The 26,371-nt window shown below is 62.4% G+C and carries 24 protein-coding genes; 18 read left to right on the top strand and 6 right to left on the bottom strand.

Translation table 11 applies throughout. From position 1 onward, the window contains the following. Positions 1-233 precede the first annotated feature (233 nt). Positions 234-1,433 (bottom strand): tyrosine--tRNA ligase, encoded by a 1,200-nt coding sequence (gene tyrS / locus IE061_RS17340; protein ID WP_039181301.1) that lies wholly within the window; start codon positions 1,431-1,433, stop codon positions 234-236. A gap of 115 nt (positions 1,434-1,548) precedes the next feature. Between tyrS and IE061_RS17335 the strand changes: the two genes are divergently transcribed. Continuing rightward, a complete protein-coding gene (locus IE061_RS17335; RefSeq protein WP_193462162.1) occupies positions 1,549-2,691 on the top strand; it encodes an anhydro-N-acetylmuramic acid kinase in 1,143 nt (380 codons plus the stop codon). A gap of 10 nt (positions 2,692-2,701) precedes the next feature. Here IE061_RS17335 and IE061_RS17330 read toward each other — a convergent pair whose 3' ends face one another. Next, entirely contained in the window at positions 2,702-3,742 is a 1,041-nt protein-coding gene (locus IE061_RS17330; RefSeq protein ID WP_193462161.1) for a type IV pilus twitching motility protein PilT, read from the bottom strand. Between the two features lie 34 nt (positions 3,743-3,776). Between IE061_RS17330 and IE061_RS17325 the strand changes: the two genes are divergently transcribed. The 6 genes from IE061_RS17325 (at position 3,777) to IE061_RS17300 (ending at position 8,376) form a co-directional block, all read left to right on the top strand. Beyond that, positions 3,777-4,475 (top strand): YggS family pyridoxal phosphate-dependent enzyme, encoded by a 699-nt coding sequence (locus tag IE061_RS17325; protein WP_193462160.1) that lies wholly within the window; start codon positions 3,777-3,779, stop codon positions 4,473-4,475. A 67-nt stretch (positions 4,476-4,542) separates the two neighbouring features. Continuing rightward, positions 4,543-5,370, top strand: a complete 828-nt coding sequence (proC, locus tag IE061_RS17320; RefSeq protein WP_193462159.1) for a pyrroline-5-carboxylate reductase — start codon at positions 4,543-4,545, stop codon at positions 5,368-5,370. Positions 5,371-5,457: 87 nt separating this feature from the next. Continuing rightward, complete coding sequence (locus IE061_RS17315) at positions 5,458-6,051, top strand: YggT family protein (protein WP_144984243.1); 594 nt, start codon at positions 5,458-5,460, stop codon at positions 6,049-6,051. 55 nt (positions 6,052-6,106) lie between these two features. Then, positions 6,107-7,303, top strand: coding sequence for a homoserine O-succinyltransferase MetX (gene metX, locus IE061_RS17310; RefSeq protein ID WP_039181315.1), 1,197 nt, complete (start codon positions 6,107-6,109; stop codon positions 7,301-7,303). Further along, on the top strand, positions 7,303-7,902 hold the full coding sequence (gene metW, locus IE061_RS17305; protein ID WP_016915945.1) for a methionine biosynthesis protein MetW: 600 nt from the start codon (positions 7,303-7,305) through the stop codon (positions 7,900-7,902). The genes metX and metW overlap by 1 nt, the downstream gene beginning before the upstream one ends. Before the next feature lie 12 nt (positions 7,903-7,914). Continuing rightward, positions 7,915-8,376, top strand: a complete 462-nt coding sequence (locus IE061_RS17300; protein WP_193462158.1) for a DUF4426 domain-containing protein — start codon at positions 7,915-7,917, stop codon at positions 8,374-8,376. Here IE061_RS17300 and sfsA read toward each other — a convergent pair. Beyond that, positions 8,373-9,101 (bottom strand): DNA/RNA nuclease SfsA, encoded by a 729-nt coding sequence (gene sfsA / locus IE061_RS17295; RefSeq protein ID WP_193462157.1) that lies wholly within the window; start codon positions 9,099-9,101, stop codon positions 8,373-8,375. The genes IE061_RS17300 and sfsA overlap by 4 nt on opposite strands. Next, the gene (locus tag IE061_RS17290) at positions 9,098-10,258 is read right to left on the bottom strand and encodes an aminotransferase class I/II-fold pyridoxal phosphate-dependent enzyme (protein WP_144984255.1); all 1,161 of its coding nucleotides are present in this window, start codon (positions 10,256-10,258) and stop codon (positions 9,098-9,100) included. Before IE061_RS17290 ends, sfsA begins: the two co-directional genes overlap by 4 nt. Before the next feature lie 201 nt (positions 10,259-10,459). Here IE061_RS17290 and dksA point away from each other — a divergent pair, with 201 nt between their 5' ends. From dksA to IE061_RS17235, 11 genes are all read left to right on the top strand, one after another. After that, positions 10,460-10,897, top strand: coding sequence for an RNA polymerase-binding protein DksA (gene dksA, locus IE061_RS17285; protein ID WP_016915941.1), 438 nt, complete (start codon positions 10,460-10,462; stop codon positions 10,895-10,897). Positions 10,898-11,017: 120 nt separating this feature from the next. Then, positions 11,018-11,917, top strand: a complete 900-nt coding sequence (gene gluQRS, locus IE061_RS17280) for a tRNA glutamyl-Q(34) synthetase GluQRS (protein WP_193462156.1) — start codon at positions 11,018-11,020, stop codon at positions 11,915-11,917. A gap of 1 nt (position 11,918) precedes the next feature. Then, positions 11,919-12,095, top strand: coding sequence for a hypothetical protein (locus IE061_RS17275; RefSeq protein WP_016915939.1), 177 nt, complete (start codon positions 11,919-11,921; stop codon positions 12,093-12,095). After that, positions 12,085-15,030: an ATP-binding protein gene (locus IE061_RS17270; RefSeq protein ID WP_193462155.1), complete on the top strand. Its 2,946-nt coding sequence runs from the start codon at positions 12,085-12,087 to the stop codon at positions 15,028-15,030. Before IE061_RS17275 ends, IE061_RS17270 begins: the two co-directional genes overlap by 11 nt. Continuing rightward, positions 15,008-16,393 carry a sigma-54-dependent transcriptional regulator gene (locus tag IE061_RS17265; protein WP_193462154.1) on the top strand — a complete coding sequence of 462 codons (1,386 nt, stop codon included), beginning with the start codon at positions 15,008-15,010 and terminating at the stop codon, positions 16,391-16,393. The genes IE061_RS17270 and IE061_RS17265 overlap by 23 nt, the downstream gene beginning before the upstream one ends. 820 nt (positions 16,394-17,213) lie before the next feature. Further along, positions 17,214-18,599, top strand: a complete 1,386-nt coding sequence (pcnB, locus tag IE061_RS17260) for a polynucleotide adenylyltransferase PcnB (protein ID WP_193462153.1) — start codon at positions 17,214-17,216, stop codon at positions 18,597-18,599. Further along, positions 18,596-19,120, top strand: a complete 525-nt coding sequence (folK, locus tag IE061_RS17255) for a 2-amino-4-hydroxy-6-hydroxymethyldihydropteridine diphosphokinase (protein ID WP_193462152.1) — start codon at positions 18,596-18,598, stop codon at positions 19,118-19,120. Before pcnB ends, folK begins: the two co-directional genes overlap by 4 nt. Before the next feature lie 147 nt (positions 19,121-19,267). Then, positions 19,268-20,059, top strand: coding sequence for a 3-methyl-2-oxobutanoate hydroxymethyltransferase (gene panB, locus IE061_RS17250; protein WP_096923345.1), 792 nt, complete (start codon positions 19,268-19,270; stop codon positions 20,057-20,059). A gap of 21 nt (positions 20,060-20,080) precedes the next feature. Further along, on the top strand, positions 20,081-20,941 hold the full coding sequence (panC, locus tag IE061_RS17245) for a pantoate--beta-alanine ligase (protein ID WP_193462151.1): 861 nt from the start codon (positions 20,081-20,083) through the stop codon (positions 20,939-20,941). 32 nt (positions 20,942-20,973) lie between these two features. Continuing rightward, positions 20,974-21,354 (top strand): aspartate 1-decarboxylase, encoded by a 381-nt coding sequence (panD, locus tag IE061_RS17240; protein ID WP_016915932.1) that lies wholly within the window; start codon positions 20,974-20,976, stop codon positions 21,352-21,354. Between the two features lie 255 nt (positions 21,355-21,609). After that, entirely contained in the window at positions 21,610-22,788 is a 1,179-nt protein-coding gene (locus IE061_RS17235) for an acetyl-CoA C-acetyltransferase (RefSeq protein WP_016915931.1), read from the top strand. 63 nt (positions 22,789-22,851) lie between these two features. On the opposite strand, the gene IE061_RS17230 is transcribed toward IE061_RS17235, so the two are convergent. Together IE061_RS17230 and pnp are read right to left on the bottom strand one after the other, a co-directional pair. Then, positions 22,852-24,021 carry an MFS transporter gene (locus tag IE061_RS17230; RefSeq protein WP_193462150.1) on the bottom strand — a complete coding sequence of 390 codons (1,170 nt, stop codon included), beginning with the start codon at positions 24,019-24,021 and terminating at the stop codon, positions 22,852-22,854. Positions 24,022-24,140: 119 nt separating this feature from the next. After that, positions 24,141-26,303 carry a polyribonucleotide nucleotidyltransferase gene (pnp, locus tag IE061_RS17225; RefSeq protein WP_081193556.1) on the bottom strand — a complete coding sequence of 721 codons (2,163 nt, stop codon included), beginning with the start codon at positions 26,301-26,303 and terminating at the stop codon, positions 24,141-24,143. Positions 26,304-26,371 lie beyond the last annotated feature (68 nt).

Raw genomic sequence — 26,371 nt, 5'->3', positions numbered from 1 at the left:
CCTCAGCGAGGAAGGCGTATTCTACGCATTCCGTGGTGTTTGTCAAGGGCTGTTTTCAGCGAGTGAAGCGAGCGATCAATCCAGCCAACAGATGACGCTAACTTCCTGACAAACCGAAGGTTTTTCAACCTTCTTCACCGCTGGTAACGCTTAGCGTCCCCGGCAGCGGATGCGTACTTTACGGATTCGCTGCCGGGTTGGCAAGGGCTATTTTGAAAAAGTTTTCAAAAAGTTCAAGCAAGCGTCACACGGGCGTAACGTTTCTTGCCGGCCTGGATGACGTACACCTTACCGGTGGCCAGCATGGCATCTTGAGCAACGACCTCGCCATCGACCTTGACGCTGCCATTTTTCAGCATGTCCTTGGCCTGGGCGCTGTTCTTTGTCAGGCCGGAGCGATTCAGAACAGCGGCGATGGGCGCTTGCTCGCTGCCTTCGAAATCCACCGTCACTTCCGGAAGGTCTTCCGGCAGCTCACCCTCGGCCAGCTGGTTGCCCGCCGACTTGTGCGCATTCGCGGCTGCTTCATCACCGTGGTAACGGGCGATGAGCTCACGCGCCAGCTCCATCTTCACATCCCGAGGATTGGCACCCTGCTCCACGCTGAGCTTCAGCGCGGCGATCTCTTCGTTGGTTTTCAACGAGAGCAATTCAAAGTAGCGCCACATCAAGCTGTCAGGCATGGAGACCAGCTTGTTGAACATCGACCCAGGCGCTTCGTCCACGCCGACGTAGTTGCCCAGCGATTTGGACATCTTCTGGACGCCGTCCAGCCCTTCCAGCAGCGGCATGGTAATGACGACCTGTGGCTCCTGGCCAAAATGCTTCTGGATTTCACGCCCCATCAGCAAGTTGAACTTCTGGTCGGTACCGCCCAGCTCGATGTCGGCTTCCAGCGCAACCGAATCGTAGCCCTGCACCAGCGGGTAGAGAAACTCATGGATGGCGATGGGCTGATTGGCCTTGTAACGCTTCTCGAAGTCGTCACGCTCCAGCATGCGGGCCACGGTGCTTTGGGCGGCCAGCTCGATCATCTTCGCGGCGGTCAGCTCACCGAACCATTCAGCATTGAAACGGACTTCGGTCTTTTCAGGATCGAGGATCTTGAAAACCTGCTCTTTATAGGTTTCCGCATTCGCTTTGACATCGGCTTCGGTCAGCGGCTTGCGGGTGACGTTCTTGCCGGTGGGATCACCGATCCGACCGGTGAAGTCACCAATCAGGAAGATCACCGTGTGCCCCAGGTCCTGGAACTGGCGCATTTTGGTGAGCAGCACGCTGTGGCCGAGGTGCAGGTCGGGGGCGGTAGGATCGAATCCAGCCTTGATGCGCAGCTTGCGGCCCGACGCCAGTTTCTTGCGCAGCTCGTCTTCTACCAGGATTTCATGCGTACCTCGCGACAGCAGCGCTAACGCCTGATCCACCTCACTCATTGCCTCTCTCCATGTACTATATGCCGTATATAGGCGATTAACCGTGATAGCGGGCGATATTACCACGCCCCAAGGCACTGGTTGAGCCTTCACCCCGTTTTGGATGCATGGCGATATGAAAACTTCACCTCTCGCGTTACCGACCTTGTATGTCGGGCTGATGTCGGGCACCAGCCTGGACGGCATCGATGCCGCCCTCGTCGAAATAACGCCCCATACCCCTCCGACCCTGATCGGCACCACGGCGGTTGCCATGCCCGATGCGCTGCATGGGCAGCTGCTGCATTTATGCCACTCGTCGTCGGTGACGTTTGCCGAGCTGGCCGCTGCCGAAGATGCCTTCTGCCGCTTGCAAGCACGGGCCGTCAACACCCTGTTGGCAGAGCATGGCGTCGCTCACCACCAGATAGCGGCCATCGGCAGCCACGGCCAGACCATCGAACATGCCCCCGAGGGGCACCAGGGCGGGCCACGCTATACCTGGCAACTGGACAACCCGAGCCTGCTGGCAGAACTGACCGGCTGCGCCGTCGTGGCGGATTTTCGCCGTCGTGACCTGGCCGCAGGAGGCCAGGCGGCGCCCCTGGCTCCGGCGTTTCATCAGGCACTGTTCGGAGCACGGGCAGGTGAACAGCTGGTGCTCAACCTGGGCGGCTTTGCCAACCTTACCTGGCTATCGAGCCAACCGGGGCAGGCGGTGGTGGGGTTCGATACGGGGCCGGCCAATGTGCTGCTGGATGCCTGGTTTGGCCAGCATCATGTCGGCCGATTTGACCAACAGGGTGCCTGGGCAGCCAGTGGCTGCGTGGACACCGCCCTGCTGGAGCGACTGCTGCAAGAGCCCTTCTTTCAGCAGCCACCGCCACGCAGCACGGGCCGTGAGCTCTTTCACCTGGATTGGCTACAGCGCCACCTCACCGGCCACGAAGCGCCCTGTGACATTCAGGCAACGCTGGCGGAACTCACGGTGGCCAGTATCGCGCAAGGCATCGCCCAACTGCCGCTGGGCGATCAAAAAGCGACCCTGCTGGTCTGCGGAGGAGGCGCCCATAACGGCCATTTGATGGAGAGGCTGGCGGCTCGCCTACCGCACATGGCGCTGGTATCACCGGCCACGCTGGGCTGGCCAGAAGACTGGATCGAAGCGGGTGCCTTTGCCTGGCTGGCCCATCAGCGCCTGCATGGGCTCCCCGGCAACCTGCCTTCCGTGACGGGTGCCAGCGGCCCGCGTGTACTGGGCGGTATTTACGCCGCCTGATTCCGCGCCGCTACTCCTTGACCGACAGCGTTCCCTTGGCTCGGGCCTGAGCATCGCCCAGTGTGACCACCCCCTCCTTGACCAACCGCGCCAAGGAGGCATCCAGCGTTTGCATGCCCAGCGCGCCACCGGTCTGAATGGCGGAGTAGATCTGAGCCACCTTGTCTTCGCGGATCAGGTTGCGCACCGCTGCCGTGGCAATCAGAATTTCGTGAGCGGCCACACGTCCGCCCCCCTGTCGCTTGAGGAGCGTCTGCGAGATGACCGCCTGCAGCGACTCGGACAGCATCGAGCGCACCATGGACTTCTCTTCCCCGGGGAACACGTCGATGATCCGGTCGATGGTCTTGGCCGCCGACGTGGTATGCAGGGTGCCAAACACCAGATGGCCGGTTTCGGCGGCGGTCAGCGCCAGCCGAATCGTCTCCAGGTCCCGCAGCTCGCCCACCAGAATCACGTCCGGGTCTTCCCGCAGCGCACTGCGCAGTGCGCCAGCAAAGCTGTGGGTGTCACGATGCACCTCGCGCTGATTGATCAGGCAGCGCTTGCTGGTATGCACAAACTCCACCGGGTCTTCGATGGTCAGGATATGCTCGAAGCGGTGGTCATTGATGTAATCGATCATGGCCGCCAGCGTCGTGCTCTTGCCCGACCCCGTTGGCCCTGTCACCAGCACCAATCCCCGCGGCAGCATGGCAAGACGCTCGAACACCTCACCCATGCCCAGGGTCTGCATCGACAGCACTTCATTGGGAATGGTACGGAACACCGCCCCGGCCCCCCGCGCCTGATTGAAGGCATTGACCCTGAAACGCGCAACGCCGGGCACCTCGTAAGAGAAGTCGGCTTCCAGATGCTCTTCATAGTCGCGGCGCTGACGATCGTTCATGATGTCGTAGATCAATCGCCGAACGTCACTGTTTTCCATGGCGGGCACATTAAGCCGACGGATATCGCCATCAACACGTATCATGGGAGGCAAGCCTGCAGAAAGATGCAGGTCGGACGCATTCTGCTTTGCCGAGAATGCCAGCAGTTCGGTAATATCCATCTCTCTTTTCCCAGCTGCGGTAAGGTGTTTGAGTATGACAGACAACGCGCTTCCCGAGTCACTGGCCGCTGCGCGCGAACGCCTGGGCCAGGCGCTCGTCCAGGCCGGGCGACCCGCGAACGGTGCAACGCTGCTGGCGGTGAGCAAAACCAAGCCCGCCAGCAGCGTGCGCCTGGCCTGGCAGCACGGCCAGCGGGCGTTTGGCGAAAACTACCTGCAGGAAGCGCTGGACAAGCAGGCGCAGTTGGCCGACCTGGAAGACATTGTCTGGCACTTCATTGGCCCGTTGCAATCCAACAAGACCCGGCCCGTGGCGGAACAGTTTGCTTGGGTGCACAGCGTCGACCGCCTCAAGATTGCCAAGCGCCTGAGCGAACAGCGCCCGGCCCACCTGCCACCGCTGAATGTCTGCCTGCAGGTCAATATCAGTCGCGAAGCCAGCAAATCCGGGGTACTGCCGGAAGATGCGCTGGCCCTGGCCCGGGAAATCGCGCCCCTGCCCAGCCTCGCCTTGCGGGGCCTCATGGCGATTCCTGCCCCGGCGGAAACGCAGGAAGCGCAGCGCAAACCGTTGGCTGAGCTACGGGCGCTGCTGGAAACGCTGCAGGCAGCCCTGCCCGACGCCCCTCTGGATACGCTCTCGATGGGCATGAGCGATGACCTCGAAGCCGCGATTCTGGAAGGTGCCACGCTGGTACGGCTGGGCACCGCCATTTTTGGCGCTCGGAGTTGACGGCAACCACCCGAACACGGCTTATTTTCTGCTGCACGTCGCAGCCATTTGCGAAAAAGGATCCCCCATGGCGAACAAGATCACCTTCATTGGCGCAGGCAACATGGCCAGCGCCATTATCGGCGGCCTGATCGACAGCGGTGTCGCGCCTGGCGACATCACCGCCACGGCCCCCAACGAGAGCGAGCTTTCAGCCCTGGCCTCGCGCCTGGGCATTCATACCCATACCGATAACAACGCGGCGGTGAGTGGCGCTGACGTGGTCGTCCTGGCCGTCAAGCCGCAAATCATGCGCGGCGTTTGTGAGGCCCTGCGCGATAGCGTCCAGCAGCAGGCACCGCTGGTCGTCTCGATTGCGGCAGGTCTGGACGCTGACACCATCGACCAGTGGCTCGGGGGTGGTAACGCCCTGGTACGCTGCATGCCCAACACGCCGTCCCTGGTCGGCATGGGCGCCAGCGGCCTCTACGCCAATCAGGCCGTCAGCGAGGCCCAGCGCGAACTGGCCACACAGATGATGGAAGCCGTGGGTATCGTCGAGTGGGTCGAAGAAGAGCACCTGCTGAATGCCGTCACCGCCGTGTCCGGCAGTGCACCGGCCTATTTCTTCCTGATGTTCGAAGCCATGGAAGCAGCCGCCGTGGCACAGGGGCTTTCGGCCGCCACGGCGCGCCGGCTGGCCATCCAGACCGCGCTGGGTGCCGCCACCATGGCCAAGCGCAGCGATAAAGACCCCGCCACGCTGAAAAAGAACGTGATGTCGCCGGGCGGCACCACCGAGCGAGCCATTGCCCACATGGAAGAGGCCGAACTGAGAACCATCATCGCCGATGCCATGCAAGCGTGCGCTCAGCGTGCCGATGCCATGGCCAAAGAGCTCAGCCAACACACATAATGCCTGCGTTACACACAGGATGACGTGCCTGATACGCCTTTAGCGTTTATTTTGCACACCAATACCAAGATCGAAGGAGAGGCAGCAATGGGAAGCCAACTGGGCAGCGCGGGGCTGATGCTCGTCAACACACTGATCAATATCTATCTGTTTCTGTTGATGCTGCGTTTCTTGCTGCAGGCGTCACGGGCCGATTACTACAACCCCCTGAGCCAGTCGGTGGTCAAGATCACCCAGCCGGTGGTAGGGCTGTTCCAGGGCTTCCTGGGCCCCGTGGCAGGTCGCTTCGACCTGGCCACCCTTGCGGCAGGGTTCGTCTTGAAGGTCGTCAGCATCGTGGCCATCTTCATGGTCATTGGTCTGGGCATGCCGCCGATTCCCGGCCTGTTGATTGCTGGGGTAGCGGCCCTGGCCAATGCCATCCTGAAGATTTACTTCTTTGCCATGATCGTCATGATCATCCTGAGCTGGGTGGCTCCCAATGCCAGTCATCCAGGCGCACTGCTGGTCATGCAGCTGGTAGAGCCCATCATGGCTCCCGTGCGCAAGGTCATCCCGCCGCTGGGCATGATCGACCTGTCGCCCATCGTGGTGTTCATCGCCATCAACCTGGTCGATGGGCTGGTGGTTGGCGCGCTGATCCGCGCGGCGGGAATCTCGGGCGCGCTGGTCGGCCTCTGAGGCTGGTCGTCGCGTCTTTTTGAGCAGGATTCATTTTGCAGGACTAGCGCTTTCGATGCCTGATTCAGACACTCTTGCTTTTGCTGACCGACCAGCGGACTCCGTGGGTCTGGTCACACCACACGTTGCTAAATTTGACACGCCGCTGCCGCTCGCCTGCGGCAAGACGCTGCCGGAATACGAGCTGATCTATGAAACCTACGGCACGCTCAACGCCGAGCGCTCCAACGCGGTACTGATCTGTCACGCGCTCTCCGGCCACCACCATGCGGCGGGCTACCACTCTGCCGAGGACCGCAAGCCCGGCTGGTGGGATGCCCATATCGGCCCGGGCAAATCCATCGACACCAACCGTTTCTTCGTGGTGTCGCTGAACAACCTAGGCGGCTGCCACGGCAGTACCGGCCCCGTCAGCCATAACCCAGACACCGGTCGCCAGTGGGGGCCTGACTTCCCCGTGATCACGGTCAACGACTGGGTGGCCAGTCAGGCGCGCCTGGCCGACCACCTGGGCATCGAGCGCTGGGCCGCGGCCGTGGGTGGCAGCCTGGGCGGCATGCAGGTGCTGCAGTGGAGCATCACGTACCCGGAGCGGGTGGCCAATGCGGTTATCATTGCCGCCACGCCCCGCCTGTCGGCCCAGAACATCGCCTTCAACGAGGTGGCTCGTCAGGCCATTCGCTCCGACCCGGAGTTCTTCGATGGCTGGTACGCAGAGCACGACACGGTGCCCAGGCGGGGCCTGAAGCTGGCGCGGATGGTCGGTCATATCACTTACCTCTCCGAAGACGCCATGGGCAGCAAGTTTGGCCGCGACCTGCGCAGCGACGACCTGAATTTCGGCTTCGATGTCGAGTTCCAGGTGGAGTCCTACCTGCGTTATCAGGGCGATACCTTCTCCACCGCCTTCGATGCCAATACCTATCTGCTGATGACCAAGGCGCTGGACTACTTCGACCCTGCCGCCCGCCACGGGGGCGACCTTGCCCAGGCGCTGGCCCCGGCCCAATGCCCTTTCCTGATCGTCAGCTTCACCACCGACTGGCGCTTCCCGCCCTCGCGTTCCCGTGAGCTGGTGGATGCCCTGACCCAGGCGGGCAAATCGGTCAGCTATGCCAATATCGACTCCCCTCACGGCCACGACGCCTTCCTGCTGCCTGAACCCCGCTACCACGCGCTGTTCAGTGCCTTCATGGGTCGCGTCGCTCGCGAGCTGAAGATCGACGCCGTCGCCAAGAAGGAGGCTCGTTAATGCGTACCGATCTGGAATTGATCTATGACTGGGTGCCCCACGGCGCCCGTATCCTCGACCTGGCCTGCGGCGACGGCACGCTGCTGGAGCGGCTGGCCAACGAGAAACAGGTCTCCGGTTACGGGCTGGAGATCGACCCGGAGGGCATCACCCAGTGTGTGGCCAAGGGGGTCAGCGTGATCGAACACAACCTGGACGACGGCCTGGCCAGCTTCGGCGACAACAGCTACGACCAGGTCATCATGACGCAGGCCTTGCAGGCACTGCGCCGCCCGGACAAGATGCTCGATGAGATGCTGCGGGTGGCGGAGGAAGGCATCATTACCTTCCCCAACTTTGCCTACTGGCGTCACCGCGTCCACCTAGGGGTGCGCGGTTACATGCCGGTATCGAAGTCGCTGCCCCACGCCTGGTACGACACGCCCAACATTCACCTGTCGACCTTCAATGACTTCGAGCATCTCTGTGGCGAGAAGGGGCTGGTGATCGTGGACCGCGCCGTGGGCGTAGGCGACCACAAAGGGCACTGGACATCCAAATGGTGGCCGAATCTGTTTGGCGAAATTGCCATTTTCAGGGTTCGCCGCCGCCCATCGTAGAGGAGAACCGCCATGGCGATGGCAAGACTGCGCCGCAGCCTCGCGCTGCTGACACTATCGGGTCTGCTGCTGATGTCGACCCAGGCCACGGCAGAACAGTGGGTCGAAGTGGGCGATTATGAAATTCACTACAGCGCCATCGCCACGCGGCACCTGAGCCCTGAAGTCGCTCAAGCCCACCGTATCCAGCGCAGCGCCGGGCACGGGCTGGTCAACGTGGCCGTGCGCCAGCGCCAGCCCGATGGCACGACGCGCCCAATCATGGCCAACGTCCAGGGCAGCGTCGGAGGACTGAATGACGCCGGGGAGTCTCTCGGCTTTCGCAATGTCCGCGACGGCGATGCCACCTACCACATTGCGCTGTTCACCCTGCGCCATGACGAACCCATGCGCTTCGACCTGGAAGTGCGCCACGACCGCAATGCGCCCCCGCAGCCGGTCAGCTTTATCCAGCGTTTCTACATCGAGCGTTAGGCCCGCACCGTCAGCGCCCGGTTCAAACGTGCAGTGAACGGCGCTGCGTCGCGCCACTCGAGACGAATGCCGTAGGCCAGCACATCGACGCCCGCCGCCATGGCCTCGGCCAGCGCGGTCGCATAAACGGAGTCGATGTGGGCCGCGGGAGCCACGTCCTCGATCCCTTCATGGGCGACGCAAAACAGCAGCACCGCCCGTTCGCCCTGCTGGGCCAGCGCCGTCAGGTGATGCAAATGCCGCGTGCCACGCTCACTGACCGAATCCGGGAAATAGCCGTGGCCATCGTCCTCCTTGAGCGTTACCTGCTTGACCTCGACATAGGCCGCCCCCTTCACCGGGTCGTCGAGGCGAAAATCGAGCCGCGCATCGGCTACTTTTACCTCACGCGTCAGCGTGGCGTAGCCTGCCAGAGGGGGGATGTCTCCCGCCTGTATGGCCGACTCGACCAACCGATTGGCCCGCCCGGTGTGCACCGAGGCCAGCGCCAGCGCGCCGTCCGGCTGGGGCAGCGCAATCCACTCCCAGGTCCAGGCCAGCTTGCGTTTGGGGTTGTCGCTGGGCGATAGCCATACCCGAGCCCCCGGCACGTTGACCGCCTTCATCGAACCGGTATTGGGGCAGTGCGCCACCACCTCTTCGCCGCTGTCCAGCCGCACATCGGCCAGAAAACGCTTGTAGCGGCGCAGCAGCGTACCCGGCACCAGCGTGGGGTAGTGCATCATAAGCGACCTACGAAGCGGGCCAGGCGCTCCATGGCTTCCTGAAGCCTGGGCACTTCATTGGTGAACGCGATTCGCACATGGTGCTCTCCGCCCTGGACGGCAAAGTCGATCCCCGGAGTGATGGCCACGTTCTCCTCTTGCAGCAGGCGTTCGCAAAAGGCCTGGCTGTCGCGGCTGTAGCGAGAAATATCCAACCATACATAAAACGCCCCCTGGGGTGGCAGGTCCGGCGCCAGCCCCAGCGCCGCCAGGCCATCCAGCAACACCTGACGCCGCTGCTTGAGGGTGGCCCGACGGGTTTCGAGAATATCGCGACACTCCGGCGTGAAGGCCGCCAGCGCCGCATACTGGGAGGGCGTCGGCGCAGCCAGAAACACGTTCTGCGCCAGCCGCGTGAGTGGCTCGACCGCCTGCTCGGGCGCCACCAGCCACCCCAGCCGCCAGCCCGTCATGCCGAAGTACTTGGAAAAGCTGTTCACCACAAACGCATTCTCCGACAGCGACAGAGCCGACAGCGGGGCATCGTCGTAATTCAGCCCCTGATAGATTTCGTCGACGATGAGATCGCCGCCCTTGGCGGCCACCGTCTGCATGACCTCCCTTAGCGCGGTAGCGCTGAGCGTATGCCCGGTGGGGTTGGAAGGCGTGGCCAGCATCGCCAGCCGCGTATCGGGCTGCCAGTGACGTTCGACCAGCGGTGCGGTCAGTTGCCAGCCGCTGTCACGGCCCACCGGTACGCTGTCGATGTGGGCACCGGCCAGCGCCATGAAGTGGCGATTGCACGGGTAATTGGGGTCGGCCATCAGCACGCGCTGACCGCTTTCCACCAGCAGCTGGCTGGCCAGCAGCAGAGCACCGGACGCGCCGGGGGTCACCAGAATCCGCGCCGGGTCCACCGTTGCCCCAAAGTGCTGGGCATAATGGTCGGCAATCGCTTCACGCAGTGAGGCCAGCCCCGCCGCCGGTGTATAGCGTGTACGGCCTTCCGCCAGCGCCTGCTGCCCTGCCGCCACGATGGGGGCTGGCGTGGCAAAATCGGGCTCTCCTACCTCCAGGTGGATGACATCATGACCCGCCGCCTCACGCGCCTGCGCCATTTCCAATAAGTGCATCACGCGAAAAGGTGCGACGTGTTCCACACGCGTATTCCAGGCCATAACGGTTCCTTTTCCTAGCAGTAGTCAAAACATGACCCATGGCGTACAAGATGTAGGACCATGGTCGAAAACGGACTATTATGCTTGCATCGCATCTAATTTTCAGCTAAACAAGCACCCCTTTGGCGTGCGATCGTGACACACGCACATGGTCGATCAGCAGTCACAACGTTCAGTAGTCACAACGTAAGGGGCACTCCCATGCCAGTAGCGGAAAAGAAATCGGAAGCGTCCAAGTCCTTCATCCCGTACGAGCCGGCACCGGGTGAAGAGTATATGAACGAGAAGCAGCTCGCGCACTTCCGCCAGCTGCTTCTGGACTGGAAACAGGACCTCATGGAAGAGGTGGATCGTACCGTACGCCACCTGCAGGAAGACGCCAATAACTACGCCGACCCCGCCGACCGCGCGACCCAGGAAGAAGGCTTCAGCCTGGAATTGCGCACTCGGGATCGTGAGCGCAAGTTGCTAAAAAAGATCAACGAAACCATCGAAAAGATCGATGAAGACGACTATGGCTTCTGCGAGGCCTGCGGGGTCGAGATCGGTATTCGCCGCCTCGAAGCACGCCCGACGGCCACGCTGTGCGTCGACTGCAAAACGCTGGCCGAGCTGAAAGAGAAGCAGCTGGGCGGTTGACACCGCGGCCACCGCAACATGAGTGACGGCCGCTGACGGGCACCCTTGAGGTGCCCGTTTTTGTTTGTCATCTTGTGTCTTTCCACGCTTGTGCTCTTTGATTGCCAGAAACGGGTTGCCATGACCGCTACCGCTTCCTATCGCGGGCGTTTTGCCCCTACGCCCTCCGGCCCTTTGCATCTTGGCTCACTGGTGGCCGCCCTGGGTAGCTATCTGGACGCCCGTGCCGCCGGTGGCCAGTGGCTGGTGCGCATAGAAGACATCGACCCGCCACGCTGCCCAGACGGCGCCGACCTCACTATCCTGCAGCAGCTGGAAAGGTTCGGCTTGTATTGGGACGAAGCGGTCTGCTGGCAGCACACCCGCTCAGACGCCTATCAGCGGGCGCTGGAGCAGCTGATCACCCAGCGCCTCGCCTACCCCTGCAGCTGTTCGAGAAAGCAGTGGCAGGATTTCGACGTCTATCCTGGCTGGTGCCGAGACGGCGTGCGCGACGCAACCAAACCTATTGCCTGGCGGCTGCGCAGCGACCTCGGCCAGCGCCCTGTCGTCTGGCAGGACCGCCTGTTTGGTCGCCAGCAGTTCGACCCGGCGGCGCTGGGCGACGTGGTGCTCAAGCGCAAGGATGCCTTGTGGGCCTATCAGCTGGCGGTCGTGGTCGATGATGCAGACCAGGCCATCACCGATATCGTGCGCGGCTACGACCTGCTCGACAACACCCCCTGGCAGCGCCAGCTGCAAGCGGCACTGGGCTATGCCACGCCGCGCTACTTGCACCTGCCGCTGGTGGTATCTGCGGATGGTCAGAAGCTCTCCAAGCAGAACCTGGCCCCGCCGCTGGCCGATGCACCAGACGCCGTGCGCCGCCAGCTGCACCAGGCGCTCACGCTGCTCGACCAGGCGCCCCCGGCAACCCTGGCAAGCGAGCCAGTCGACACTCAGCTGCAGTGGGCCATTGCCCACTGGTCGCCCGAGCGCCTGACGCCCCACGCCCATCGGCCCACGCCCGAGGAGCCCTGACATGTACGTTTACCGCATCATGCTGTTTCTGGTGTTTGGCGGCTATCTGCTATCGCCTCTGTTCATGAACGGCTGGGGCGACCCGGACACGGCCTGGTATCGCCCTTTCGCCATCTGGGGTGGCCTGATCGCCCTGACCCTATGGCTCGAACAGAAGAGGAAGCTGGATGAGCGTTGAGCTAGCGGGGGTTACCCTGCTGGGCCTGGGCTATCTTGGCCTGCTGCTGGCCTGCGGCATGGCCGTCGAGCGCGGCTGGGTCCCTATCCGGGTCACGCGTCACCCCATGGTCTACACCCTGGCGCTAGGGGTCTATGCCAGCGCCTGGGCGGTCTACGGCAGCGTCGAGATGGCTTCCAAAGCCGGTTTCGGCTACCTGGCCTACTACCTGGGCGCAGCCGGTGCCTTCTTGCTGGCACCGGTACTGCTGGTGCCCATCCAGCGCATCACCCGCACTTACCAGCTCTCCTCTCTGGCCGACCTGTTTGCGTTCCGCTATCGGTCACGCTGGGCCGGTACGCTGGTCACGCTGCTGAGCCTGGCGGCCGTCCTGCCCTTGCTGGGCATTCAGGTGCAGACCCTCAGCGACACCATTGCGCTGCTCTCGGGCAGCCATTACAGCGGGGCCGTCACGCTGCTGCTCTGTGCCGCTATCGCTGCCTGCGCGGTGCGGTTTGGCGCCCGCCACAGCCACCGCCAGCGCCACGATACGCTGCTGACCGTGATTGCCTTCGAATCGGTGATCAAGCTGCTGGCCATGCTGGGGCTTGGCGTGATTGCGCTGTGGTGGGTGTTCGATGGCCCCCAGGACCTGCAGCGCTGGCTGGAAGGCCCGGGGGCCGCCGTGCAGGCCGCTACCCCGCAGCTGGACGCGCCCCAATGGAGAACCCTGCTGCTGCTGTTTTTTGCCGCCGCCTTCCTGATGCCGCACCTGTTTCAGATCACCTTCGCCGAAAGCCTCTCACGGCACACCCTGCTTCAGGCCAGCTGGTCATTGCCGCTGTTTCTGCTGCTGATGGCGCTGCCCGTCCCGCTGATCTTATGGGCAGCCCAATCGACTCAGCCCGACGTTCCCGTCGCGGCCTACGCCGCCTATCTGATGACCGAGCACTGGTGGGTCGGTGCGCTGGCTTTCATCGGCGGCCTGGCCGCAGCCAGCGGTACCATGATGATGATTGCGCTGGCGCTGTCAGGCATGGTGCTGAATCACCTGGTGCTCGTAGCCCGGCCGCCGGAAGCGCGCAGCGACCTCTATGGCTGGCTGCTGTGGCTACGTCGCGCGCTGGTGGTCGCGGTGATTGCCGGAGGCTGGCTGTTCGCCGAAAGCCTGGGCCGCTATCACTCCCTCACCAGCCTGGGGCTGGCCGCCTTCGTGGGCATGGCCCAGTGCCTGCCGGGCATGCTGGCACTGCTCTACTGGCCCGGCGCCAATCGCAAGGGCACCCTGGCGGGATTGGTCGGCGGCATCGTCATCTGGCTGTGGGGGCTGTGGCTGCCCCTGCTGCTCAACACCCCGCTGCCCGCCCTGCCCTTCACCCCGCTGATGAGCGCCGATGACCCTGCCTGGTTCAGCGTCACGCTGATCTCGCTGGCCATCAATATCGTTCTGCTGATGGTGGTATCGCTGTTCACGCGCATGTCCGAAGGCGAAAGCTCGTCTGCCGAGGCCTGCTCGGTGGACGCGGTCATCCGTTCCAAGCGCCTGCCGCTGGAGGCCGCCACCGCCGGTGATTTCACCGCACACCTGGCCCAGGCGCTGGGCGAGGAAGCCGCTGGCCGTGAGGTCAGTCGCGCCCTGAAGGCGCTCAACCTGACACATCAGGAGCGCCGCCCCTACGCACTGCGCCGCCTGCGTGATCGTATCCAGGCCAACTTGTCCGGGCTCATGGGGCCTTCGGTGGCGCGCGACATCGTGGACCGCTACCTGCCCTATCGCCACGACGATGCGCCGGTCACCGACGACATTCACTTCGTCGAAAGCCGCCTGGAAGCCTACCGTTCACGGCTGACCGGGCTGGCCCGCGAACTGGACGGTTTGCGCCGCCACCACCGCCAGACGCTGGCGTATCTCCCCGTCGGGCTTTGCGTACTGGGTGACGACGACGAACTCCTGATGTGGAATCAGGCGCTGTCGCAGCTCTCGGGTATCAGTGGAGACAGCGTGATCGGCTCACGCCGCGACAGCCTGCCCGCACCCTGGCCGGAACTGCTGGGCAGCGTACTGGAAGCAGACCAGACCCCGCTTTACAAACAGGCCGTCTCACTGCACGGCAAGGATTACTTTCTCACCCTGCATAAAGCGGTTCTGAGTGGCCATGACAGCCGTGGCGGCAGCGTAGTGCTGGTCGAAGACCACACCGAAATGAAGTGGCTGGAAGAGGAACTCGTGCACGCCGCGCGCCTGGCCTCGATTGGCCAACTGGCTGCCGGCGTGGCCCATGAGATCGGCAATCCGATTACCGGCATCTCATCGTTGGCCCAAAACCTGCGCTACGACACCGAAGACCCAGCACTGCTGGAAACCGCCGACCAGATCCAACAGCTGACCCAACGCGTAACCCGCATCGTCAACTCGCTGGTCGGCTTTGCCCATGGCGGCCGAGCGGCCCTGCCCCAGCCCGCCGCTCCGGTCGCCCTGGCCAGCGTCAGCGACGATGCCTTGCACTTGATCCATCTGGCCCGCTCAGGGGAGGATGTGCGCTTTACCAATGCGTGCGCGGATGACATTGTGGTGCGTGGTGACGCCCAGCGACTGACCCAGGTGATGGTCAACCTGCTGAGCAATGCCAAGGATGCCTGTGCCCCGCAAGGCAGCGTGGTGATCGAGGCTGGCCACCAGGCCAACCACGCCTGGTGGCGCGTGACCGACGACGGTCACGGCATCGACGACAGCGTCAAACACCGGTTGTTCGAACCGTTCACCACCACGAAACCGGCAGGCGAAGGTACCGGGCTTGGGTTATCGTTGGCGTATCAAATCATCAATGAACACCAAGGCAACATAGAAGTGGCTTCGCCACCTCCCGGACAGCCTCGCGGCACGGCCATCACGCTATGGCTCCCGCTTTACCGACAGGATGATCACTTGCCCCATGCCCCGGATACTGATTGTTGAAGATGAAGCGATTATTCGCAGCGCCCTCAAGCGCCTGCTGGAGCGGCATGACTATCGCGTCAGCGAGGCCGCCAGCGTCGAGGAAGCCCGCGAGCTCCCCCCCAGCGACTTCGATCTGGTGATCAGCGATCTGCGCCTGCCAGGGGAACCGGGCACGGCGCTGATCGCCCTGGCCGCCCCGGCCCCGGTGCTCATCATGACCAGCTATGCCAGCATGCGCTCGGCGGTGGATGCCTTGAAGCAGGGCGCCGTGGATTACGTGGCCAAGCCCTTTGACCATACCGAACTGCTGGAAACCGTCGAGCGCATTCTGCACAAGCAATCCATGCAGCAAGGTACTCCCCCGGACATTACCGACGATGGCGGTGGCAGGCAGACGATGATCGGTGATTGCAGCGCCATGCAGCAGGTCTATACGCGCATTCGCAAAACGGCGCCCGCCGATGTCACCGTGCTGATCCAGGGCGAGTCCGGCACCGGCAAGGAGCTGGTCGCCCGCGCCATTCATCAACAAAGCAAGCGTGCCAAGGCACCGTTGATCTGCGTGAACTGCGCGGCGATCCCCGAAACGCTGATCGAGTCCGAGCTGTTTGGCCATGAAAAGGGAGCCTTTACCGGCGCCAGCGCCGCCCGCACCGGGTTGGTGGAAGCCGCGGACGGCGGGACGCTGTTTCTGGATGAAATTGGTGAACTGCCGCTGGACGCCCAGGCCAGGCTCTTGCGGGTGCTGCAAGAGGGCGAAATCCGCAAGATTGGCTCGGTCGAAACACGCCACGTGGATGTGCGCCTGATTGCCGCCACCCACCGGGACCTGCGTGCCCTCTCCAAGAGCGGCGAATTCCGGCTCGACCTCTACTACCGCCTGAACGTCATGCAGATTGCGCTGCCGCCGCTGCGGGAGCGCGAGGATGACGTGCTGAAGATTGCCGACATTCTGCTGGAGAAAGCTTGCAAGCGACATGAGCGGCCGGGGCTGCGGCTTTCACGGGCGGCACGCCAGGACCTGCGCGACTACCCATGGCCCGGTAACGTGCGCGAGCTGGAAAATGCTCTGGAGCGCGGTGTCATTCTGGCCGAGGGGCATCTGATCCACCCTGACGACCTGGGCCTTGGTCCAGTGACCAATCGCCCGGTGCCGCCCCCCACCGCCAGCGTCACACCCACGGGTCCTGCCAGCGACGGCGAACCGGAACCCAACGAGGACGACCTCTCTCTGGAGGACTATTTTCAGCACTTCGTGCTGGAGCATCAGGACCAGATGAGCGAAACGGAGCTGGCCCAGAAGCTGGGCATCAGCCGCAAGAACCTCTGGGAAAGGCGTCAACGGCTAGGGATTCCCCGTAAAAAAACGACACGCCGATAAACTTAAGTCGATAATAAGACTAACGTCCAATAGATTGATTTGCATAAGAATTATCCAAAAACCGTTACCCCTTCACTGTTACCTTCCCACACAACGACTCGGCAAAAAGGGCAATTTCGGGGTAACACTTCCTGTGCGGATAAGTTCCCCGATCCGCCTGAAAATTGCCAAGCGTATGAAAACTAAAAGTTATCTGATAGGTGGCACAGCGAGTGCAATATTACTCAGCAAGAAGAACAAACTGGGCCACGCGGCAGTCGCCAACAAAAACAACATGACGCCGCCCCGACCTGAGCCACAACAAGAACAACAGGGCCAGGCAGAGATAACGGTACTAACAAGAACAACAGGCTTGAGTCTCACTACTTGTAAGCACAGGGTTTGCAAACACGGCGCAGCCCCTGATGCGACAACAAAAACAACAGCAATCTACAAGTGCCCAAAAAGGACGCGACGTACACAACAAGCTGCACCCAAACAACAATAACAGCAGCATAGGTGTACACCCCCGGAGCCAATAACAATTCGCCGGGAGAGAAAAGTTCGCGGTTGGATTATTGTTTTGAATACGAGGCGGTCGGAATCAGAGTGGTTCTTACGCCTACCGACTGCGGTGCGTATTCAGGGCGATGTGCCATCATGAATAAAAACAGCAGCATGGATGCTGATTGTCTGCTTAGTAGGGGGAGGCTCATGTAGCCTCCCCTTTCCGCATTTGTCACCTGTTACCGTCCAAACGCCGCCTCGGCGCTTTGCAAGCTATCGGGGGTCGGATACACTCAACGCCTTGATCGATACCCCTGCGAGTCGATATCGCCGCATGTTTAAAGGATTTACCCGTTTATTACATAGTCCGGGAGAGCACTTGAAATCACTGCTCGATTCCCCAGAGAGCGCTGACAACGCGCTCAGCCCACGCATTATTCCGCGCTCCGAGCACCCCGTTTCTCGTAAGCAAATCAGTGAAGCCGCGCTGAAGGTGCTCTATCGCCTCAATGGTGCTGGCTACGATGCCTACCTGGTGGGTGGCTGCATTCGTGATGCGCTGCTGGGCAAGATGCCCAAGGATTTCGACGTGGCCACCAACGCCACGCCGGAGCAAGTGCGTGACCTGTTTCGCAACTCACGTCTGATCGGCCGTCGCTTCCGTATCGTGCATGTGCGCTTTGGTCGTGAGGTCATCGAGGTGACTACCTTCCGCGGCAAGCCGCAGGACGAGCACGGCGATCACATTGCCCATCAGTCCGACGATGGCTTGCTGCTGCGCGACAACGTATGGGGCAGTATCGAGGAGGATGCGCTACGGCGTGACTTCACGGTCAATGCGCTCTATTACAACATTGCCGACTTCACCATTCACGACTTCGCCAACGGCGCGCAGGACATCGATTCACGCACTCTGCGCCTGATCGGAGACCCTGCCACGCGCTATCGGGAAGACCCGGTGCGCATGCTGCGGGCGGTCCGCTTTGCTGCCAAGCTCGACTTCACCATCGAATCGGCCACCGAAGCGCCGATGTACGACCTGGCGCCGCTGCTGCTGAACATTCCTCCGGCACGCTTGTTCGACGAAGTACTCAAGCTGTTCATGTCCGGCCATGGGCTGATTACCTTCCGCCTGCTGAGCCACTACAACCTGTTCGGCATGCTCTTCCCGGAAGCCGAAGAGGCCATGGCCGATGCCGCCTGGGCAGAGGAGTTGATCGAGCAGGCGCTGATCAATACCGACAAACGCATTGCCGAAGACCGCCCGGTCACACCGGCCTTTTTGCTGGCGGCGTTTCTCTGGGCACCGGCGGTACATCGCCAGGCTGAGCTCGAACGCGAGGGCATGCCTTCAGTACCCGCACTGCAAACCGCCGCCCAGCAGGTCGTTTCTCGTCAGTTGCAGCATACGTCGATTCCCAAGCGCTTCGGTATTCCCATGCGGGAAATCTGGGAGCTGCAATCGCGCCTGCCCATGCGGCGGGGCAAGCGCGCCTTCCAGACCCGCGAGCACCCACGTTTTCGGGCAGCCTACGACCTGCTGTTGCTCCGTGAGCAGGCGGGCGAGATCCCGCGTGGCCTGGGCGACTGGTGGACGGCCTTCCAAAAAGGGGACGAGCACGAACAGCTGCGCCTGCTGCAAAAAGTCGGCAGCGACCCGGCAAGCCAGGGCGACCGGCGGCGCAAGAAAAAGCGTAAATCTCGCAAGGGCGAAGCGTGAGCCCGGTACGCGCCTATATTGGCCTGGGCAGCAATCTGGACGACCCCAAGGGGCAGCTCACTCGGGCCCTGGAGGCGCTGGCAACGCTGCCCCTGTGCCAGATGCTGGGCCACTCTTCGCTCTACGCCACCCCGCCGATAGGCCCCCAGGACCAGCCTGACTTCATCAATGCCGTGGCCTGCCTGGAAACCCGCCTCTCGCCGCTGGCTCTGCTGGATCAGCTACAGGCGCTCGAGCAGCGCCATCGGCGGCGGCGCTTGCGCCACTGGGGCCCCCGCACCCTGGACCTGGACCTGCTGCTCTACGGGTCGCAGCACTGCCAGTGGCCGCGCTTGACCGTGCCCCATGCACAGATGCATCTGCGCGCCTTCGTACTGGTGCCACTGGCGGAGCTTGCCGGCACGCTGGATCAACCACTCACCTTGCATGGGCAGCCGCTCGATCACTGGGCATCGACCCTCCCGCTGGACGACATCCGCCGCTTACCCAACACGGCCACCCTCTCGACTGCTACCGTCTGACACAAATCTCGACACCATGCCCGCATTCAGGTAACAATTGCCGGTTACACCCCTTCGCACACGCAGGGATGCCGCGATAATAATGGTCGAGCAGCGCTGACGTTCAGCCATGCCATCGACCCCATGAAGAAACAACGAGAGCACGCCATGAAAACCGTTACCCTGAGCACGCTGCAAGCCTATAAGCGCGCCGGCGAAACGTTCAGTTGCCTGACCGCCTACGATGCCTCTTTTGCCCATGCCGCCAGCGCCGCTGGTGTCGATGTGCTGCTGGTCGGTGATTCGTTGGGCATGGTGCTGCAAGGTCACAGCAGCACGCTCCCCGTCACCATCGACGACATCTGTTACCACACCCGCTGTGCCGCGCGGGGCAAGGGTCACAGCCTGCTCATGGTCGACCTGCCCTTCATGAGCAATGCCACCACCACGCAACTGCTGCAGGATGGCGCGGCGCTGATGCGCGCCGGTGCCGAGCTGGTCAAGGTGGAAGGCGAAGCCTGGATGGCCGACGGCATTCGCGAGCTGACACGCCGGGGCGTTCCGGTATGCGCCCACCTGGGCCTGACCCCGCAAACCGTCTATCAGTTGGGCGGCTACAAGGTGCAGGGCCGCGAAGCCGAACAGGCGGCGCAGATCATCGAGGATGCCAAGGTGCTGGTAGAGGCCGGTGCCTCGGTCATTTTGCTCGAGTGTGTGCCTGCCAGCCTTGGCAAAGCCGTCACCGAGGCGCTGGATGTGCCCGTCATCGGCATTGGCGCAGGGCCGGACACCGATGGTCAGATTCTGGTGATGCACGATGTACTGGGGGTTACCCATGGCCGCACGCCGCGTTTCGTGAAGAATTTCATGAGCGAGGCCAGCTCCATTCAAGGGGCCTTCGAAGCGTACCATCAGGCGGTCAAGCACCGCACCTTCCCCGCCACGGAACACTGCTTCTAAGCGAGTCATTGCGAATTTCCTATGCGCACTTTGCGAGATATCAACGAACTACGCGCCATGCTGCGCGAATATCGGCGCCAGGGGCAGCGTATTGCGCTAGTGCCCACCATGGGCAACCTGCATGCCGGTCACCTGGCCCTGGTGGCCACTGCCCGGCAGCACGCGGACGTGGTGGTCTCCAGCCTGTTCGTCAACCCGATGCAGTTTGGCCCGGGTGAAGACCTGGATGCCTACCCGCGCACCTTCGAGGCGGACCAGGCCCAGCTCACCGAGGCAGGCTGCCATGTTCTGTTCGCCCCCACGGTGAGTGCGCTCTACCCCAATGGCCTGACGGCACAAACCCGTGTCCACGTACCGGTGGTAGGCGAAGGACTATGCGGCGGGTCACGCCCTGGGCACTTCGATGGCGTCTCGACGGTGGTCAGCATGCTGTTCAACCTGGTTCAGCCCGATGTCGCCTGCTTTGGCGAAAAGGACTATCAGCAGCTGGCGGTGATCCGCAAGCTGGTCGCCGACCTGCACATGCCCATCGAGATTCTGGGCGTGCCCATCGTGCGTGCCGAGGACGGTCTGGCCCTGTCATCACGCAATGGCTACCTCAGTGCCGAAGAGCGCGCCCAGGCACCTGCGCTATATCGCACGCTGTGCGCATTACGCGAGGCGCTGGTGCAAGGCGAGCCTATCGAACAGGTACTACAACGCGGCAAGGCTGCGCTGTATGATGCCGGCTTTACGCCCGACTATCTGGAGCTGCGTGACCCCGAACTCGGCCCGGTCACGCCGTCCACCCACCAGGCCGTTCTGCTGGCAGCTGCCAAACTCGGCCCGGCAAGGCTTATCGACAACATCAGTGTGCAGCTACCCAAAGCTGCCCAGGGCTAGCCGTCGGGCTGGCTCGTCATCCAGGAGTTTTCATGCACACCATCATGCTCAAGGCCAAGCTGCACATGGCCCGCGTCACCCACGCCGTGCTCAACTACGAAGGCTCCTGTGCCATCGACGGCGAGCTGCTGGACATGGCCGGGATCCGCGAAAACGAACAGATCCAGATCTACAACGTGGAGAACGGCGAGCGCTTCACCACCTACGCCATTCGCGGCGAGGAAGGCTCACGGCTGATCTCCATCAACGGCGCGGCGGCGCATCTGGCCTCGCCTGGGCACCGCATCATAATCTGCAGCTACGCCCACTACTCCGAAGCCGAAGTGGAGCAGCACCAGCCCGCGCTGGTCTACCTGCAGGAAGGCAACCACGTCAGCCACACCAGCAATGCCATTCCGGTACAGCTGGCGTAAGACGCAAGCGTTGCAAACACGCCGTTTCCAGCGGGCCGTTGATCGGCCCGTTTTTATTTGCAAAAAAAGCGTATTGCCGCAACGCACAACCTTCCCCTATGCTGGTAGCCAAGCCTGACACGACACGCAGTAACGACGCTAACAACAAGAGATAGGCGGCTCGTCTATCTGCGATGCATCTATCTGCGATGAATTTACCTGCGATGAATTTATCTGCGATAGAAACGATGCAACACTCACTCAAGGAGTCAATGTATGCAAGACGTGGTCATTGTGGCGGCTCGCCGCACTGCTGTAGGCTCATTTGGCGGTTCACTTGCCGGTATTCCTGCCAGCGACCTGGGCGCGCTGGTCATCAAAGACATCATGGCATCGACGGGCGTGGCTCCTGAACAGATCGATGAAGTGCTGCTGGGTCAGGTACTGACCGCAGGCGTCGGCCAAAACCCCGCTCGCCAGGCCGCCATCAAGGCAGGCCTGCCAGAGAGCGTGCCAGCCATGACCATCAACAAGGTCTGTGGCTCCGGCCTCAAGGCGCTGCACCTGGCCACTCAGGCCATTCGCTGTGGCGATGCCGAGATCATTCTGGCAGGCGGCCAGGAAAACATGTCGGCCTCCCCGCACATCCTGCCGAATTCGCGTAACGGCCAGCGCATGGGCGACTGGAAAGCCATCGACTCCATGGTCCACGACGGCCTGTGGGACGCGTTCAACAACTACCACATGGGCATCACTGCCGAAAACCTGGCCGAAAAATACGCCATCACCCGGGAAGAGATGGACGAATTTGCCGCCGCTTCGCAGCAAAAAGCCGCGGCTGCCATCAAAGAGGGCAAGTTCAAAGGCCAGATCGTGCCGGTGGAAGTCCCCCAGCGCAAAGGCGACCCGGTGGTTTTTGATACTGACGAAAACCCGCGCGAAGTGTCTGCCGAAAAGCTGGGTGGCATGCGCCCTGCCTTCAAGAAAGATGGCACCGTGACAGCAGGCAACGCTTCATCGCTCAACGACGGTGCTGCCGTGGTCATGCTGTGCTCCGCTGAAAAAGCCAAAGAGCTGGGCCTGGAGCCGCTGGCACGCATTGCCGCATATGCCAATGCAGGGGTCGACCCGGCCATCATGGGCATTGGCCCGGCACCGGCCACCCGCCGCTGCCTGGAAAAAGCGGGCTGGAGCCTGGATGACCTGGACCTGGTCGAAGCCAACGAAGCCTTCGCGGCTCAGGCGCTGTCGGTCAACAAGGAGCTGGGCTGGGATACCTCGAAGGTCAACGTGAACGGCGGCGCCATTGCCATTGGCCACCCCATTGGTGCCTCCGGCTGCCGCGTGCTGGTCACGCTGCTCCACGAAATGATCGCCCGCGATGCCAAGAAAGGCTTGGCCACGCTATGTATCGGTGGTGGGCAAGGGGTGGCGCTGGCCATCGAGCGCCCCTGATACCGCGCTCTCGCGCCGTGATGACTGCCCCCGCACACGCGGGGGCATTTTTTTGCCTGACGGCTAGCGGTGCTTTTCCCCCACGATGCGCGCGGGGGTGCGCCATACCAGCAGCATCCCCAGCAGGAACAGCCCTGCCGATGCCCACATGGTCACCGGCAGGCTGGTGCTGTCCACCACCTGACCGCCAACCATGGCGCCCAGGCCAATCGACATATTGAAGACAAACGCCATCAGCGCCGTGGCGGCTTCGGTATTGGGAGCCGTGCGCAGAATCCAGGTCTGGATACTGACCGAGACACTGCCAAACACGGCGCCCCACAGCATCAGCAGCAGCACACCGCTGGTCGGTTGCACGCCCAGCAGCGGAAACAGCCCGACTACCACCAGCAGCAGGCTGGGGATGACCAACACCGCCCGATAAGGATGGCGCCCGGCAAAGGCTCCAGCGGCGATATTGCCCAGAATGCCTGCCGCCCCATAGAGCAGCAGCAGGCTGCCTACATGCCGCTGGGCCACGCCGCTGATCTCCTGCAGGATCGGACTGATAAAGGTGTACGCCACGAAGTGCCCGACCACCACCAGCCCAGTGGTCAGCACGGCGACCCGAACGCCTCGGTTTTGCAGCTGCTGCGCCAGCATGCGCAAGCGCACCGGCTCCCGGGGTGGAAGCGGCGGCAACCACACCCATAGCGCCACGGCGGTGAGCAGGCTCAAGCCGCCAAGGGCACCGAAGGCCACCCGCCAGTGGCTGGCATCCCCCAGCAGTGTCCCCAAAGGCACGCCCAGCACCGAGGCTGCCGCCACGCCCCCGAAGATGATGGTCATGGCACGGGCCACCTGATGCGCTGGCACCAGGCGCGGCGCAATGCTGCCAGCAATGGCCCAGAAACCGCCAATACTCATCCCCACCAGCACCCTGGCGGCCAGGAGAAAGATAAAGGTCGTGGCCAAGGCCGACAGCAGGCTGCCAATGACCATCACCACCATCATCAGCGTCAGCATGATGCGGCGGTCCAGACGGCCGACGGCCACCGGCAGCAAGGGGGCAGAAAACGCCGCTATCACTCCCGGCACGGTCACCATCAGCCCGGCCATGCCGGGGGTCACGCCCATGTCTGCGGCAACCTGCGAGAGCAGCCCAATGGGCAGCTGCTCGGCGGTTACCAGTAAAAAGATGCCGATCATCACGGCGACCACCGCCCACCAGCGCGGTGACTCCTGCTGCTCCATGCTGCTTCCTCTGTATGGGTCTATCAAAATACGTGGGGCTTCAAATATGCGGGGCTACCAAACGACACCGCCCCCACAGCCAGGGGCTGCAGGGGCGGTGGTCATACGCGGGTGGCCGATTAGCCTGCGATATCCGCCTCGGCAGCGGCAAACGCGGCCTTCTCTTCCTCGGTGATCTCTTTGATCGAGAGCTTCACGCGGTTGCGGTTGTCGATATCCAGCACCTTCACGACGACGTCGTCACCTTCGTTGAGGAAATCGCGCACGTTGTTGACGCGCTCGGCGACGATTTGCGAGATATGCACCAGGCCATCGGTACCCGGCATGATGTTCACGAAAGCACCGAAGTCGGCGATGCGCACGACCTTGCCCTGATAGAGCTTGCCGATTTCCGCTTCTGCCGTGATGGCCAGTACGGTATCGATGGCCTTCTTGGCCGCAGCCTTGTCTTCGGCATAGATGCGCACGGTGCCGTCGTCATCGAGGTCAATGGACGCGCCGGTGTCTTCGCAAATCTTGCGGATGGTAGCGCCGCCCTTGCCGATGACGTCACGGATCTTGTCCGGATCGATCTTGATGGTGGCCATGGAAGGCGCATTCTCGGAGACGTCGGTACGGCTTTGGCTGATCACGGCGTTCATCTGCGCCAGGATACCGATACGCGCATCGTGAGCCTGCTGCAGCGCGGTTTCCATGATCTCTTCGTTGATGCCTTCAATCTTGATGTCCATCTGCAGGGCAGTAACACCCTCTTCAGAACCCGCTACCTTGAAGTCCATGTCGCCCAGATGGTCTTCGTCACCCAGGATGTCGGTCAGGACCGCGTAGCCGTCTTCGTCCTTGACGAGACCCATGGCAATACCCGCCACCGGGGCTTTCAGCGGAACGCCTGCATCCATCAGCGCCAGCGAGGAGCCACAGACCGAGGCCATGGAGCTGGAACCATTGGATTCGGTGATTTCCGACACCACGCGAATGGTGTAGGGGAAATCTTCTTCGGAGGGCAGCATGGCCTGGACGCCACGACGAGCCAAACGGCCGTGACCGATTTCACGACGCTTCGGGCCACCCATGAAGCCTGCTTCACCCACCGAGTAGGGAGGGAAGTTGTAGTGCAGCATGAAGCGGTCTTTCCGCTCGCCTTCCAGCGACTCGATCAGCTGCGAGTCGCGCAGCGTGCCCAGTGTCGCCACGGCGATGGCCTGGGTTTCACCACGGGTGAAGATGGCCGAGCCGTGAGTCTTGGGCAGCACGCCGACTTCAATGGCCAGCGGGCGCACGGTGACGTTGTCGCGGCCATCTATGCGCGGCTCGCCCTTGACGACGCGAGAGCGCACCACGCGCTTCTCCAGCGCCGCAAAGGCCCCCTTGACGTCATCGGCACTGAACTTGCCTTCCGAGGAGTCGCCTTCTTCAGCCACCAGCTGGGCCAAAGCAGCCTCTTTCAGCTCGGCCAGCGCATCCTGACGCGCCATCTTGTCGGTAATGCGGTACGCATCGCCCACTTTGGCTTCGAATGCATCGGCCATGGCGGTTTTCAGCGCCACGTTTTCGGCGGGCGGCTGCCAGTCCCAGCGCGGCTTGCCTGCTTCAGCGGCCAGTTCCTTGATGGCGTTGACCGCCACCTGCATCTCCTGGTGGCCGAACAGTACGGCACCCAGCATTTCGTCTTCCAGCAGCTCCTGAGCTTCCGACTCCACCATCAGCACGGCGTTTTCGGTACCGGCCACCACCATGTCCAGCTCGGAGGTGGTCAGCTCTTCGACGGTGGGGTTCAGGAAGTAGCCCTGCTCTTCGTTGAAGCCAACGCGCGCAGCGCCAATCGGGCCATTGAACGGAACGCCTGAGATGCTCAGCGCTGCCGAGGTGCCCAGCATGGCCGCAATATCCGGGTCATGGTTGCGGTCAGTCGACAGAACGGTACAGATCACCTGCACTTCGTTCATGAAGCCCTTGGGGAACAGCGGGCGAATGGGGCGGTCGATCAGCCGTGACGTGAGGGTCTCTTTCTCGGTGGGGCGACCTTCACGCTTGAAGAAGCCGCCAGGAATCTTGCCGACCGCGTAGGTCTTTTCCTGGTAGTGCACCGAAAGCGGGAAGAAGGATTGGGCGGGATTGACGTCTTTCTTCGCCACCACCGTACACAGTACGACGGTCTCGTCCATGGTGACCATGACGGCACCAGTGGCCTGGCGAGCGATACGCCCAGTTTCGAGGGTGACGGTGCTACGACCGTATTGGAACGTTTTTTTGACCGGATTCACGGCGACTTCCTTTAACATTAATAGCTACTTGTCTTTTCGCTTGGGTCGTTTTGACTCGCCACCATTCTAGGCGTTGACGCGGCTGA

It is taken from the genome of Vreelandella hamiltonii (assembly GCF_014651795.1).
Taxonomy (GTDB): domain Bacteria; phylum Pseudomonadota; class Gammaproteobacteria; order Pseudomonadales; family Halomonadaceae; genus Vreelandella; species Vreelandella hamiltonii.
This window is presented reverse-complemented; position numbering and strand designations above follow the sequence as displayed.